Genomic DNA, 13715 nt, shown 5'->3' on the forward strand with positions numbered 1-13715 from the left:
CTGTGCAATGTGGAGGAAAGAGCAAAGGCTCTTTCACGCGGTCGTTCCAGACCGAAGACTAGGATAATCAAATGTCCCTTGTAACTTCTGACGCTCCAAGACCGGTGCGATGGCCCGAATTGAGGCGCCTTCTGTTGACGAACGAGTTTGGCCTGCTCTTGCTGATTGTGGTGTTTGGCACGCTGTTTTATTCGGTGTCGTCCGGGTTTCTGTCCTCTTTCAATCTCAATTCAATGAGCCGCGCAGCCGCGATCAATGTCATGATCGGGTTTTCCATGATGGCGGTCATCGCGACGGGTGGGTTGAGCTTGGCCGTGGGGGCGATCGGCGTGTGTTCGGCAATGGTTTGCGGGTGGTTGTTGCAGGAAATCGACCTGCCTTGGCCCCTTGCCCTCGTCGCGGCAATTGCCGCGGGCGCGCTTTTGGGCGCGATCAACGGCATGATCGAGGTGAAAACACGGCTCCATAGTTTTATCGTGACGCTGGCCACCATGAGCCTTTTTTTCGGGATCATGATCTTTTTGACGCAGGCCCAGACCTATCGCGGCATCCCCGCGTCCTTCGTCAGTTTTGGCCGCATGAAGGTCATGGGGCTGTCGGCGACGCTTGGGCCGACTTTGATTGTCGCTGTAGCACTCATCATTTTGTATAATTTCACTCGCGTCGGCAAAGAGATGCTGGCGGCCGGCGCAAAGCCGCAGGCGGCCATGCTCTCTGGTGTGCGTGTCGGGCGCATGATTGTGCTTGCCCACGCGCTTTCCGGCGGATTGGCCGCGATTGCCGCACTTTTGCTGGTCGCCCGAAATGGCGCGGCCATTCCGTCGATGGCGGGCCAACAAGGCCAGGATTGGCTGCTCATTGCATTCCTCGGCCCGGTGCTTGGTGGCGCAGTTCTGACGGGCGGCAAAATTTCGGTGGTTGGCGCGTTTCTGGGCGCAGTGCTTGTCACGGTTCTCAGCAACGGTCTGTTGTTGATGCAAATCGGTGATTTTTGGCTTCAGGCCACCCTTGGTGCCACGCTGCTGCTTGCTGTGCTTCTTGATCTGGCGCGCCGGAAATTCATTGAAAGGAGAGCACAATAATGTCTCGTCTGTTTGTACAAAGCGACTGGGTGACGCCCATGATCGTGGCGTTTTCACTTGGTGTGCTCATCAGCCTGTTCAATCCGGCCTTTCTCTCTACGTTCAACATCCAGGTGCTTTTGGAAGCCGTTTCCATCAACGTGCTGATCGCATTGTCCCAGATGGTAATCATTGCGATTGGCCAGATGAACCTTTCGGTTGGCGCCTTGGGCGGATTGGCTGCGGTGATCTTCGCCGGATTGATGGAAGTCTTTGGCATTCCACCGATTTTGGCAGGCGCTTTGGCGCTTGGCGTTGGGCTTGTGGGTGGGTTGCTGAACGGATTGCTTATCGGGCTGACGGGGATTTCCGCCTTTGTGATAACGCTTGCGACCTTGTCGATTTTCAAAGGTCTCAATCTCGCGATAACGCAGGCCCAGCCGTTCTATGAAATTCCAGACGCGGTGAAACTTTTTGGTAATGCGACGCTTCTTGGGCCTTTCCCGATCATCTTTGTCCCTGCGGCCCTGATCGTGGTTCTGTTGGTGGTGTTCTTCAATCGGTTGCCGGTTGGCCGTTGGCTTCTTGCTGTGGGCGGCAATGCCCATTCGGCGGAATTATCTGGCATTTCGACGATCAAGACCGTGGTCATCGCCCATTGTCTCTCGGGGGTTTTGGCGGCCTGCGCCGGTGTTTTGCTGGTGGCACGTCTGCAGCTCGGACAACCGACAATCGGGGACGATTGGCTCATCATGTCCTTCGCAGCGCCCATTATCGGCGGCGCGATCCTTGCGGGTGGTCATGTCAGTACGGTCGCAACCGTATTTGGGGTTCTGATCGTGGCCCAGATCACACAGGCGCTTGTCCTGTTTCACATTGATCCGTTCTTCGTTCAGGTGGTTTTGGGTCTGATGATTTTGGCGGCGGTCAGTGTCAACCAATGGCGCGAGCTTCGTTTGCAGCGCGCAGGGCAGGGGTAAATCATGTCCAATATCGCATTCGAAGCGCGCTCTGTGAGCAAGTTTTTCCCGGGCGTGAAGGCGTTGCAAAACGTTTCCATGCAAATGCGCGAAGGATCCATCCATGCGCTGTTGGGGGAAAACGGTGCCGGTAAATCCACGCTTATCAAACTGGTCACGGGCGTGTATCGCCCGGATGAAGGGCAATTGTTTGCAGGCTCTGAACCGGTGAATTTCACCCGCCCGCATGACGCCATCGCCGCAGGTGTGGGGGTCGTTCACCAAGAGCGCAACCTGATCCCCCGGTTTTCAGTGGCCGAAAATATGGCCCTGAGCCAGCTTGCCGACCGCCTGATCACACCCATCGACTATGCCGACCTGAACGCGCAAGCCAGACCCTGGCTCGATATGCTCGGCATTGATATCGACCCAACAACACAGGTTTCGCGGCTTAGCGTTGCCCAGCGGCAAATGGTCGAGATCGCAAAGGCGCTTTCGTTGCAAACGCGTGTGTTGCTGCTCGATGAGCCGACAGCCTCGCTCACGCCGATGGAATCGAAAGCCATGTTCGATGTGTTGCACCGTCTGCGCGACGATGGGGTGAGCATGCTGTTCGTCAGTCACAAGCTCGAAGAAGTGAAAGAGATCTGCGACACGGTCAGCGTCCTGCGCGACGGGGTAAATGCGGGTGAAAACATCGCGATGGAAAGCCTCGAACGGCAAGACCTGATCCGGCTGATGATCGGGCGTGAAGAAAGCGCAGCAAAGCCACGTCACAGTCGGGCAGCGGGGCAATCGGTCGCTCTGGAGCTGAAGAAAGTGTCGACCGCCCTAGGGCACAAGAACATCAATCTGGATGTCAAACGCCACGAAATCGTCGGTCTTTACGGGCTGGTCGGTGCGGGACGTACAGAGTTGGCCAAGGCGATCATGGGGGCTGCGACGATCACCGGAGGAGAGGTCCTTCGCAACGGTCACACCGTCAGGATCGACAATCCAACAGACGCGCTGCATCGGCACAAGATCGGCTACGTCAGTGAGAACCGCAAAGACGAGGGGCTGATCCTGGAGCATTCCGTTCTGGAAAACGCGGGCATCACGGTTTGGCGCAAATCCGCCAACCGTTTGGGATGGCTGACGCGCGCAGCGGTCAAGAAACGAACGGTTCCGTTCCTGGACAAACTCGCGGTGAAAACGCCCTCTCTGACCCAAAAGGTCGGCAATCTTTCCGGCGGCAATCAACAGAAAATCGCCATGGCCAAATGGCTCGCGGCGGGGGTGGAAGTGTTGATTGTGGATGAGCCCACAGTCGGCATTGATGTCAAAAGCAAAGCCTATCTGCATGAGCTGCTTCACGAACTTGCCAATGATGGAACGGCTGTTTTGCTGATCACAAGCGATTTGCCGGAAATGATCTCGCTCGCGGATCGGATCTTGGTGATGGATGAATTCGTCATCAAGGGCGACATCAGAAATACAGGGGATTACAAGGAGATAAGCCAATCTGTGATGGAACATATCCATCATACAGAGGACGAATTGCACCACGTCAACGCTGCGGTTTCGGGTTAGGGAGCGGTTCAGATGAAGGTCAACACAATCGCAAACGGTCGACTTGATTTGTCTCAGATTGGTTTGGGCACGGGCCCCTTGGGCGGGCTTTATGCAGAGAGCCCGCGCGATCAAGCCATGGCAGTCCTGGAGGCTGCCTGGCAAAGCGGCATACGCTATTTCGATACGGCGCCATTTTACGGTTTCGGCCTGGCAGAGCGCAGGGTTGGGGATTTCCTGCAAGGCAAGAACTGCGACGAGTGGGCCTTGTCGACCAAGGTCGGGCGGCTGCTCAAGCCGGGCTCTGGCCCTGCGGGCGAGATCGCGGATTTCGTCAATGCGCTGAAATTCGGGGCGGTGTTCGACTATACCTATGACGGGATCATGCGCTCTATCGAAGACAGCTATGCGCGTCTGGGGTTGGCCAAAATTGATGTGGCCTATGTGCATGATATCGGTCGGTTTGCGCATTCCGCCGCGATGAACGACCACTACATCGCCCAACTTGAAAGCGGTGGCTTTCGGGCTTTGGACGAACTGCGCTCTGGCGGCGCGATCAAGGCGTGGGGCATTGGGGTCAATGAGGTTGCCGTGTGCCACGACATTATGGCGCGCGCAGATTTGGACTGCATCCTTTTGGCCGGGCGCTATACCTTGCTGGATCGGTCGGGGGCAGAGCTTGTGGCCCAATGCGGTGCCCGTGATGTGGCAATTATCGCCGGCGGGATTTTCAACTCCGGTATCTTGGCGACGGGGGCGACGGATGGGGCCCATTTCGACTATCAGCCCGCCAGCTCTGACGTCAAAGCACGTGTTGAGGCCATCGGGGCTATCGCCGAGACGCATGGTCATAGCCTCGTCCAGGCGGCCCTCCAGTTCCCAATTCAAGCGCCGGAAGTGGCCAGCATGTTGCTTGGGGTTGATAGTGTCGACAAGCTTCATAGCAACATCAACGCCCTTGCCGAACCCGTGTCAGACAGCGCTTGGGCCGCGTTCGAACGTCACGCTTTGCATGGATAAGCTGGCCGTTCTGGCCGCGCATTGACCCATTGAATCAAGAGGATCTGAATATGACAAAACGGGATATCATCGACCCACATCACCACATCTGGTCCTTGGACAAGGACAAGTATCATTGGCTGCGAAAACCAATGGCGCGCGGGGTTTATGGCAATATCGACAGCATTTCGAAAGACTACCTTCTGAGCGATTACCGCGAGGATACGAAGACCTATAACCTGCTCGCTTCGGTGCATGTCGAGGCCCATTTTGACCGCTCTGTTCCCGTGGAAGAAACCGAATGGCTCACAGAAGTTGCCGATGAATTTGGCGGCCCCGAGGCCATTGTTGTCTATGCGCCGCTGGAGGCCCCGAATGTCCAGGAGGTGCTGGATCAACATCTTGGCTTTGGCGATCGGATCAGAGGCGTGCGTCAAATTCTGTGCAACCACGAGAACCCCGCCTATAGCTTCATTGACCGCGCGGATTTGATGCGCGACGCCCAGTGGCGAGAGGGGTTTGGCCGGCTTGAAGGGCTTGGGCTGACCTTTGATCTCTTGGTCTACCCACATCAGCTTGGCGATGCGGCAGATCTGGCTGCGGCCTTCCCGGATACGCAGATCATCCTGGAGCATGGCGCAATGCCCCATGATCGCAGCGCCGAGGGGCTTGCCTTTTGGCGCTCTGGTCTTCGCACGCTTGCCGAAAACGAAAACGTGACGATCAAGGCTTCGGGATTGGGGCAAACCGACTGGAATTGGACGCCGCACTCCATGGGATCAATGGTGCGCGACATCATTGAAATCTTTGGCCCAAACCGTACCATGTTTGCCAGCAACTTCCCCGTCGACAAGGCGTACAACAGCTTTGACGCCTATTACGCGGCCTATGAGGCGGCCGTGGCGGACCTCTCTGTCGATGAGCAAAACGATCTGTTTATCGGGACTGCTGACCGCGTTTATCGACTGGGTGTGACGCGGGGCTGACGCCGCACATCCAGCCAACCCAGTTCGGAATACTTCAAAATGTCAGAGCCTGCAGTGAGACAGGTTTTGGCCCCAAAATGAAAGAAATCAAATGCCGATCGAAGACACAGGAACCGACCCACGGATGCCCTATCAGTACGACAATCCGGCAGAATGTCTGCCCGATATCGTCATCCCTGATGGCATTCCCGAAGATGAACGTGTCTGGGTTCCACAAGCCGAGAACGTCTCATTCAGGCCGCTGATCCTTAACCGCAGCCAGGGGTATTGGATGAACCTGCTGCGCGTGCGCAAATCCGGCGTTCTGTCGCGCCACCGCCACCCACAAGCGGTACATGGTTGGGTTCTCAAGGGCCGTTGGCACTATCTTGAGCACGACTGGGAAGCGCGCGAAGGCGGGTTTGTCTACGAACCTCCCGGCGAGACGCACACGTTGATTGTGCCTGACGATGTGGAGGAAATGATCACTCTGTTTCAGGTTCAGGGCGTGATGTACTACGTTGATCCCTGGGGCAAAGGCATCGGATATGAAGATGTCTTCACCAAAATAGACCTTTGCCGCAAACACTATGAGGCGGTTGGCCTCGGCGGGGATTATGTTGATCAATTCATTCGTTAGGGTGCTGAGATGATCTGGCCAGATAAGTGTTTTGAAGATGCCAATGTCCTTGTCACCGGTGCCACATCCGGCATCGGTGAGGGGATCGCGCAGGCCTTTGCACAGGCGGGTGCGCGCGTGACCGTCACGGGGGCGATCCAGGGCGAAGTCGACACGGCGCAGGGCAAACACCCTGCGTTTGATGTGCGGCAATTGGATGTGCGCGACGACGGGCAAGTGAAGGCGTTGATAGGGTCGTTCGGGCGTCTGGACCATGTGGTAAACTGTGCCGGTATTATTCGCCGCAATGATGAGCACCAACCCGAGGTCTTTGCCGATGTGGTGGATATCAACCTCACGGGCACAATGCGCGTATGCGCCGCCGCCCGTGACCTTCTGAAAACATCGAAAGGAACCATTGTGAACATGGCTTCGATGTTGTCGTTTTTTGGCGGGGGATTGGTTCCTGCATATTCTGCATCCAAAGGTGGGATTGCCCAGCTGACCAAATCGCTTGCCATCGCCTATGCCCCCGATGGGATCCGGGTGAACGCCATTGCGCCGGGATGGATTGCGACCCCTCTGACGGCGGCGCTTCAAGCTGATGAAATTCGAAGCAAGGCCATTCTGGACCGAACGCCCTTGAACCGTTGGGGTACGCCAGAAGACATTGCTGGTGGTGCCGTTTTTCTGTCTTCTCCGATTGCCCAGTACATTACCGGAACGGTACTTCCAATCGACGGAGGATACCTTGTCACCTAGCGACTGAGTTTATGGGCCGGGCTGAAACTGCCGAGGTGTGCCGCCGGGACGGTTACAGCATCAATTCCCAAATTGGGGCTGCGCGACAGCTAGTTTGAAGCCCAGGAAATCAGATCGTCGAGGAACTTTTGCACATGCTCTGTCCGGTCCCGGCCTTTCAGAACGATAGCCTCATAAGGTTCGCTTTTCGTCCGCAAATGAACGCTCATCGGGACAACAAGCGATGCATTGGAAAAGAACTCTGCGACATCCCCGGACAGAAGCGCAACCGCATGTGGATCGCCGCGCATCAGTGAAATGGTCGTCAGGACGGACTGTGTTTCGATCAGGGATGTCGGCAGAGGCAATCCCGCTGTCCGGTATTCTCGTTCGAGCGACAGCCGCATGGGCATGCCTTCCGTGTACACGATCCAGCGCGCTTCGGACAAATCCTCCAGCGCGACTCGTGACTTTCGTATCAACGGGTTGTCCGGGCTGGTGACGACACGCAGAATCTCGTCATGAAAGGGCGTGGCGACGTAATCGTCCGGGTTTTCGCCGAAAAGGTGGCGACCAATTACAACATCCAATGCGCCCAGATCCAATTGGCGCAGCAAGGCGGCGCTGGTGTCTTCCTGTATCTCAACGGTCGATTGCGGATAGGTCTGCAAATACCGTTGAAGCGTCTCCGATACATATGGCACCGCGCCCATGATTGTGCCGACGCGCAAACGCACCCCTGATCCAGAAGACAAACTGCGGAATTCCCGTTCCATGCTGCGCATTTGTGCCAGCACGTTCTTGGCATGTCGGATTGCCATGTCACCGGCGACAGTGGATTTGAGTCCCCGGTTCGACCTGTGAAACAACATATGCCCGGATGTCTCTTCGGCCTCTTGCAGGGCTTTGGTGGCGCGCGGCTGGCTCATCCCGATCTTGTCCGCCGCCTGCTTGAGCGAGCCAGTGTCGTCGATGGCAGAGATCAAAGAGAGATGCCTGAGAGACAGCTGGCGCAGGCTTTTGCTGGGCTTCGTCACGATGAGGGGTTTCCTTTTTGTTATATGCCTATCCCAACTCATCGGATTTACAAGCCGGATTCAGTCCATATTTTCGGCGACCGAAGCAATTGGGCGCCGTGATTCTGGCGCAGACGAGGCCCGGATCGCAAATCCGGCATCTCTTTTTGGAAACAGGGAGTAGCCCATGGGGCTGATCAACTACATCACCCGAGTGCAATTCGGGTTTGGCGAACTGGCCACTCTAAAGGCAGAGCTTGCCCTGGCTGGCATTCAACGCCCCTTCATTGTCACGGACAAGGGCGTGCGCGCTCTTGGCTTTCTTGACAAGATAGAAGCCGCAATCTCGACGTCGCCTGTGGGCGTCTATGACGAGACCCCTGGCAACCCAAACGAAGCAGCGGTGCGCGCCGCGTCCGAAGCTTTCACCGCATCCAATGCAGACGGTATCATTGCCATTGGTGGTGGCTCTGCTTTGGATCTGGCCAAAGGTGTCGCAATCCTGGCGGCCCATGGCGGCGAACTGAAGACCTATGCATTGATCGAAGGCGGGCTGGAGAAGATTACCGCAAAAACCTTCCCGATGATCGCCGTTCCGACAACCTCCGGGACAGGCAGCGAGGTGGGGCGCGCGGCGATCGTCATTCTGGATGATGGCCGCAAGGTGGGTCTTTTGTCGCCCTATCTGATCCCGAAGACCGCGATCGTTGACCCGGCGCTGACCATGAGTTTGCCGCCCATGCTGACCGCGGCCACTGGGATGGACGCGATTTCGCATTGCATCGAAACCTACCTTGCCCCGTCTTTCAATCCGCCAGCGGATGGAATTGCACTGGAAGGTTTGCGCCGCAGTTGGGCGAACATTCGCAAGGCCACTGAATCCCCCGATGACAAAGACGCACGCGGCAATATGGCCATCGCCGCAACCATGGGCGCCATGGCGTTCCAAAAGGGTCTGGGATGTGTGCACAGTCTCAGCCATGCGCTTGGCGGTATTAACCCGAAATTGCATCACGGCACGCTCAACGCCGTTTTCATGCCAGCGGTCCTAAAGTTCAACCGAGCCGCGCCGACCTCGGTGTCTGAAGACAAATATGCCATCATGGCAAACGCCATGAACCTGTCCTCGGGCGATGACATCGAGATGGCCATCAAGGATATGACCGCCGCCATTGGCCTGCCCACAACACTGTCTGAAATGGGCGTCACCAAAGACCTGTTTGACCGGATCATTGCAGGTGCGCTGGCGGATCACAGCCACAAGACAAATCCAATAGATGCCAGCGCCGATGACTACATGGCAATGCTGGAAGACTCCTACTAAGCGGAAAGAGAAAGCAAGATATGACATTCACACCTCATGGAAAACATCTCATCGCCGGCGCATGGGTCGCCAATGATGCCACGTTTGACAGCAGCCCGGCCCATGGCCCCTCTCACGCGTTTTCGGTCGGCACGGTCGAATTGGTGGACCAGGCCTGTCAAGCGGCTGAGGATGCGTTTCTCAGCTATGGTAACAGCACGCGCGAAGAACGCGCCGTATTTCTGGAGGCCATTGCCGACGAAATCGACGCGCGCGGCGACGCGATCACCGAGATCGGAACACAGGAAACCGGTTTGCCGGAGGCGCGCTTGCAAGGCGAACGCGGAAGAACCGTTGGCCAGCTGCGCTTGTTCGCATCGCATATCCGCGATGGTGCCTATCTGGACAAACGCCATGATGATGCGCTGCCGGATCGCGCGCCCCTGCCGCGTCCCGACCTGAAGATGGTGCAGCGGCCCATAGGTCCAGTGGCCGTGTTCGGCGCATCCAACTTTCCTCTGGCGTTCTCCACCGCTGGTGGCGACACCGCCGCCGGGCTTGCAGCGGGCTGCCCTGTCGTGGTCAAAGGCCATTCGGCCCACCCCGGCACGGGCGAGATTGTGGCCGAAGCGATCCACGCAGCCATTCAGAAGACCGGCCAGCATCCGGGCGTCTTCAGCCTGATTCAGGGCGGCAAGCGTGACGTCGGGACCAGTCTGGTGCAACATCCGCTGATCAAGGCGGTGGGTTTCACTGGCTCGCTCGGTGGTGGTCGCGCTCTGTTCGATCTCTGCGCTCAACGGCCCGAGCCTATCCCCTTCTTTGGGGAATTGGGCAGCGTGAACCCGATGTTTGTGCTGCCAGAGGCGACCAAAGCCCGCGGTGAAGCCATCGGCACCGGCTGGGCCGGGTCGCTGACCATGGGCGCGGGTCAGTTCTGTACAAACCCCGGCATTGCCGTGATTCAGAAGGGCGCGGAAGGTGACGCTATTGTCGCTGCGGCCAAAGCCGCATTGGAGGCGGTTGCCGCCCAGACCATGCTGACAGATGGCATTGCGCAAGCCTACCAAGACGGAAAATCCCGCTTTGAGGGCCGCAACGCCGTGAAGCCGGTGCTGACCAACACTGATGAAGGTCGGAACGCCTCGCCGAACCTCTACGAGACGGACGCGCAAAACTATCTTCAGGACCATGCGTTGGGGGAAGAGGTTTTTGGCCCATTGGGTCTCGTGGTCCGGGTCTCTGACGTGGAAGAGATGCTGGAACTGGCCAAAGGCTTCGAAGGCCAGCTGACCATGACATTGCACATGGATGAGGGCGACATCGAGGCCGCCAAGCCACTGGTCCCGATCATCGAACGCAAAGCCGGACGCTTGCTGGTCAATGGCTTCCCGACCGGGGTCGAGGTCGCGGATTCCATGGTTCATGGCGGCCCCTATCCCGCCTCGACAAACTTCGGCGCGACGTCCGTCGGGACGCTGGCGATCCGACGCTTCCTGCGCCCGGTCAGCTATCAAAACTTCCCGGACGCCCTTCTGCCGGAAGCTTTCTAAGAACTGCCGGTCAGATTTCTTCCAGCTGGCCGAAGCGCCCTGTCCAACGGACAGGGCGCATTTTACATTTCGCGAACAGAAATCGGCAGTTTCAGTCCGATTAATGCAACAGTCCCCTTGGGAGATACTGGCTGGCAGGTCAACGACAAGCGTGTCGAACGGCTATGGCGACGTGAGGGGCTTAAAGTGCCGATGAAACAACCGAAGAAGGGGCTGCTGTGGCTGAACGATGGGTCGTGTGTCCGGCTGCGCACTGAGTATCGTAATCACGTCTGGTCGTACGACTTCGTACACCACCGGACAGACGATGGCAGGGCATTCAGAGCACTGAACATTCTGGATGAGCACAGCCGGGAATGCCTGGCGAACCGGTGAATCGAAAGCTAAACGCGACTGAGGTCATCGACGTTCTGACAGGCCTATTTATCCTACGCGGTACTCCAGCCTACATCAGGTCGGACAACGTCCTATGCGCGGAATGACTGGCTGATTTGGTATCTGGTCTTTGTCATGCTGAAGCGTTTCAGCACGTTTGAATGTGTGTCAGTTCGCCATATTGAACCGCCCCGGGTTTACCGGAGAGTAAAACACTCAAAGGATGAGCCCCATGACGAAGAGACGATTCACCCCCGCCTCTCCGGTTGAGCTTCGCGAACGCGGTGTTCGGCTGTTTCGAGAGAACCGCGCAGATTACACCAGCGATACCGCAGCGTACCGCGCGATCGCGCCGAAGCTGGGCAGCGGGCGGGGCTGACAAGCGCCGAGAAGGATCGGATCAAGGAATTGGAGCGGGAGGTTCGTGAACTTCGCACTGCCAATGAGACCCTGAAGAAGGGTGAGACCATTTTCCGCCATTGGTCCGAGGACAATGGTCGAACGCATATTTTGCGGCGGTGGAGCTCGACCGCCCGTTCAAGCGATGATTGCCTTTGTCGACGATCACTGTGGGGTCTTTGGTGTCGGGCCGATCTGCCGCGTTCTGGGGATCGCACCTTCGACCTTCTATGCGCATAAAGCTGTCGAGCGTGACCCGGATCGGGCATCGGCACGGGCAAAGCGCGACCTGTTGGACAAAGATGCCATCAAGCGCGTCCATGAAGCCAGCCGGGGACGCTATGGCGCCCGCAAGGTTTGGCACGTCTTGCGCCTGGAGGGCCAGGACATTGCCCGCTGCACGGTGGAACGACTGATGCAGGTCTTGCAAATACAAGGCGTTGACCGGGGCAAGAAGGTGGTCACCACCAATCCCGATGCGGCCCAGCCATGCCCGGACGACAAGGTGAACCGGGCCTTCGTGGCACAGATGCCCAACCAGCTCTGGGGTCGTTCATTGCGGCGCCATTGGTCCGAGCCCAATGGGTGACGACTTCACCCATGTCTCAAGCTGGAAGGGCATGGTTTATGTGGCGTTCGTCATCGACGTCTTCGCCCGCAAGATTGTCGGCTGGCGGGTCTCAACCTCGATGACAACGGGCTTCGTGCTGGACGCTCTGAACCAGGCCATCTGCCAGCGGGCACCGTCCGAGGAGGCAATCTGATCCATCACTTCGACCGCGGGTCGAAATACCTGTCGATCAGGTACGCCGAGCGCTTGGCCGAGGCCGGGATCGACACGTCGGTCGCCGCCATCGTCTCTCGGACCGATGGCGTTCCTCGGCGGCCGTCGGGGATTCCTATGACAATGCTCTGGCCGAAAGCATCATCGGCCTGTTCAAGACCGAGGTCATCAAGTTCCTCGGCCCCTGGAAGTCGGTGGGTCAGGTCGAATGGGAAACCCTGAAATGGGTCGACTGGTACAACACCGACCGGCTGCATAGCCCTATCGCATATGTCACGCCACAAAAAGCAGAGCAGGCTTTCTACGACAGCTTGAACGAGGACGAAAAAGCAGCCTAACCATTGAACTAAAACCTCTCCGGTAAACCCGCGGCGGGTCAAACTGCAAAATGCGGCACTCTGTTTTCACGAAGGAAACTTATTCCAAGTGAGTTCCTCATCGCGCACACCTACGCGCCCTCACGTGGCACGATGGTACACTTCTGACAGCGATCCTACCAATTCTCGTACGAACAGATCCATCAACCCGGTTGAGCGCCGACCGATCCGGGTCGCGAGGACGAACTGAGAATTCAGTGCCGCCTCCTCACCCAGTAGGCATCTCAAATTGCCACGGTCCAGGCGATCCATCACAAAGTGGTCGGGAAGGTATCCTATGTAGTCCCCTGAAAGAATAAACATGGCCTGCACTTCCATATGATCTGCCAAGGTACCGACATGTGCATTTGGGAAGCGATCCAGTTCGATCAAATTCCCGTAGTTGCGGGCAACGAAGGTTTGATTTGCCACCAAGCTTTCAGAGATTTCACGATCCGGGACATCAAACAGCGCATGACCCTTCGCGCAATATAGCGAGTGCCGTTCGACATAGAGTTTGGACATTTTCACACCGGCGACAGGCCGTGTTTGCGGCATGATGGCCACATCAATATTCCCGCTTGAAACATCGGCCGCCAGCACCTGTGGGTCATCCACAGAAATCTGGATCTCAGCTTCAGGGGCCAGTCTGCGCAGCCGATTGATGATCCTTGGCAACGGAAGGCCATCAAAAGATAAGGTGTTGTCGATAATACCCAGCCGTAGGGTGCCAACCACCCGATCTCTCAAGCTGCCAATCTCGCCTTCAAAATCGTTAAGAGCAATGAAGAGTTCTGTAGATTTCTGATGAACAAGCTTCCCGCGTTCCGTCAGGCGAAACCCGCCACGACCGCGTTCACACAATGTAAACCCAAGGCGCGTTTCCAGGGCCTTCATATGGAAGCTGACCGTCGATTGAGACATGCCAAGCTCCGCCTGCGCCCCCACAAAACCGCCCCGTTCAACAACCGCGCGAAAGACGGCCAGTGATCTTAGATCTGAATTTGCGAAATTCAATACATCTAATCCTTCGA

11 protein-coding genes, 2 pseudogenes and 1 other annotated feature are annotated in these 13715 nt (G+C 57.2%); of the genes and pseudogenes, 11 read left to right on the forward strand and 2 right to left on the reverse strand.

Translation table 11 applies throughout. The features are described from left to right. Positions 1-134: 134 nt before the first annotated feature. From Q4577_RS17510 to Q4577_RS17540, 7 genes are all read left to right on the forward strand, one after another. A complete protein-coding gene (locus tag Q4577_RS17510) occupies positions 135-1082 on the forward strand; it encodes an ABC transporter permease (protein WP_303471156.1) in 948 nt (315 codons plus the stop codon). Next, positions 1082-2041: an ABC transporter permease gene (locus Q4577_RS17515; protein WP_303471159.1), complete on the forward strand. Its 960-nt coding sequence runs from the start codon at positions 1082-1084 to the stop codon at positions 2039-2041. Before Q4577_RS17510 ends, Q4577_RS17515 begins: the two co-directional genes overlap by 1 nt. A gap of 3 nt (positions 2042-2044) precedes the next feature. Next, complete coding sequence (locus Q4577_RS17520; RefSeq protein WP_303471163.1) at positions 2045-3592, forward strand: sugar ABC transporter ATP-binding protein; 1548 nt, start codon at positions 2045-2047, stop codon at positions 3590-3592. A 12-nt stretch (positions 3593-3604) separates the two neighbouring features. Continuing rightward, positions 3605-4591: an aldo/keto reductase gene (locus tag Q4577_RS17525; protein WP_303471166.1), complete on the forward strand. Its 987-nt coding sequence runs from the start codon at positions 3605-3607 to the stop codon at positions 4589-4591. A gap of 50 nt (positions 4592-4641) precedes the next feature. Continuing rightward, positions 4642-5556, forward strand: a complete 915-nt coding sequence (locus tag Q4577_RS17530) for an amidohydrolase (RefSeq protein ID WP_303471169.1) — start codon at positions 4642-4644, stop codon at positions 5554-5556. Positions 5557-5647: 91 nt separating this feature from the next. Beyond that, positions 5648-6175, forward strand: coding sequence for a 2,4'-dihydroxyacetophenone dioxygenase family protein (locus tag Q4577_RS17535; protein WP_244689096.1), 528 nt, complete (start codon positions 5648-5650; stop codon positions 6173-6175). Between the two features lie 9 nt (positions 6176-6184). Then, a complete protein-coding gene (locus Q4577_RS17540; RefSeq protein ID WP_303471173.1) occupies positions 6185-6916 on the forward strand; it encodes an SDR family NAD(P)-dependent oxidoreductase in 732 nt (243 codons plus the stop codon). Positions 6917-7005: 89 nt separating this feature from the next. On the opposite strand, the gene Q4577_RS17545 is transcribed toward Q4577_RS17540, so the two are convergent. Continuing rightward, positions 7006-7932 carry a LysR family transcriptional regulator gene (locus Q4577_RS17545; protein WP_244689100.1) on the reverse strand — a complete coding sequence of 309 codons (927 nt, stop codon included), beginning with the start codon at positions 7930-7932 and terminating at the stop codon, positions 7006-7008. Positions 7933-8098: 166 nt separating this feature from the next. Between Q4577_RS17545 and Q4577_RS17550 the strand changes: the two genes are divergently transcribed. The 4 genes and pseudogenes from Q4577_RS17550 to Q4577_RS17565 all read left to right on the forward strand — a co-directional run bounded on the left by Q4577_RS17550 (position 8099) and on the right by Q4577_RS17565 (position 12663). Further along, entirely contained in the window at positions 8099-9235 is a 1137-nt protein-coding gene (locus tag Q4577_RS17550) for an iron-containing alcohol dehydrogenase (protein ID WP_303471179.1), read from the forward strand. A gap of 20 nt (positions 9236-9255) precedes the next feature. Further along, positions 9256-10767, forward strand: a complete 1512-nt coding sequence (locus Q4577_RS17555; RefSeq protein ID WP_303471182.1) for an aldehyde dehydrogenase (NADP(+)) — start codon at positions 9256-9258, stop codon at positions 10765-10767. 129 nt (positions 10768-10896) lie between these two features. After that, a pseudogene (locus Q4577_RS17560) lies at positions 10897-11231 on the forward strand (DDE-type integrase/transposase/recombinase); the annotation flags it as partial. Positions 11232-11374: 143 nt separating this feature from the next. Beyond that, positions 11375-12663, forward strand: a pseudogene (locus tag Q4577_RS17565) (IS3 family transposase). Next, positions 11645-11761 (forward strand) — a sequence feature (AL1L pseudoknot). (Overlaps the previous pseudogene by 117 nt.) 120 nt (positions 12664-12783) lie before the next feature. On the opposite strand, the gene Q4577_RS17570 reads toward Q4577_RS17565, so the two are convergent. Continuing rightward, entirely contained in the window at positions 12784-13698 is a 915-nt protein-coding gene (locus Q4577_RS17570; RefSeq protein ID WP_303471187.1) for a LysR family transcriptional regulator, read from the reverse strand. Positions 13699-13715 lie beyond the last annotated feature (17 nt).

This window comes from Marinovum sp. 2_MG-2023, assembly GCF_030548265.1.
Taxonomy (GTDB): Bacteria; Pseudomonadota; Alphaproteobacteria; order Rhodobacterales; family Rhodobacteraceae; genus Marinovum.

What these genes read in the sequence shown, in the direction of transcription:
- Q4577_RS17555 (WP_303471182.1), top strand. Translation starts at nt 9,256, where the DNA reads ATGACATTCACACCTCATGGAAAACATCTCATCGCCGGCGCATGGGTC.
- Q4577_RS17525 (WP_303471166.1), top strand. Translation starts at nt 3,605, where the DNA reads ATGAAGGTCAACACAATCGCAAACGGTCGACTTGATTTGTCTCAGATT.
- Q4577_RS17550 (WP_303471179.1), top strand. Translation starts at nt 8,099, where the DNA reads ATGGGGCTGATCAACTACATCACCCGAGTGCAATTCGGGTTTGGCGAA.
- Q4577_RS17530 (WP_303471169.1), top strand. Translation starts at nt 4,642, where the DNA reads ATGACAAAACGGGATATCATCGACCCACATCACCACATCTGGTCCTTG.
- Q4577_RS17540 (WP_303471173.1), top strand. Translation starts at nt 6,185, where the DNA reads ATGATCTGGCCAGATAAGTGTTTTGAAGATGCCAATGTCCTTGTCACC.
- Q4577_RS17515 (WP_303471159.1), top strand. Translation starts at nt 1,082, where the DNA reads ATGTCTCGTCTGTTTGTACAAAGCGACTGGGTGACGCCCATGATCGTG.
- Q4577_RS17535 (WP_244689096.1), top strand. Translation starts at nt 5,648, where the DNA reads ATGCCGATCGAAGACACAGGAACCGACCCACGGATGCCCTATCAGTAC.
- Q4577_RS17520 (WP_303471163.1), top strand. Translation starts at nt 2,045, where the DNA reads ATGTCCAATATCGCATTCGAAGCGCGCTCTGTGAGCAAGTTTTTCCCG.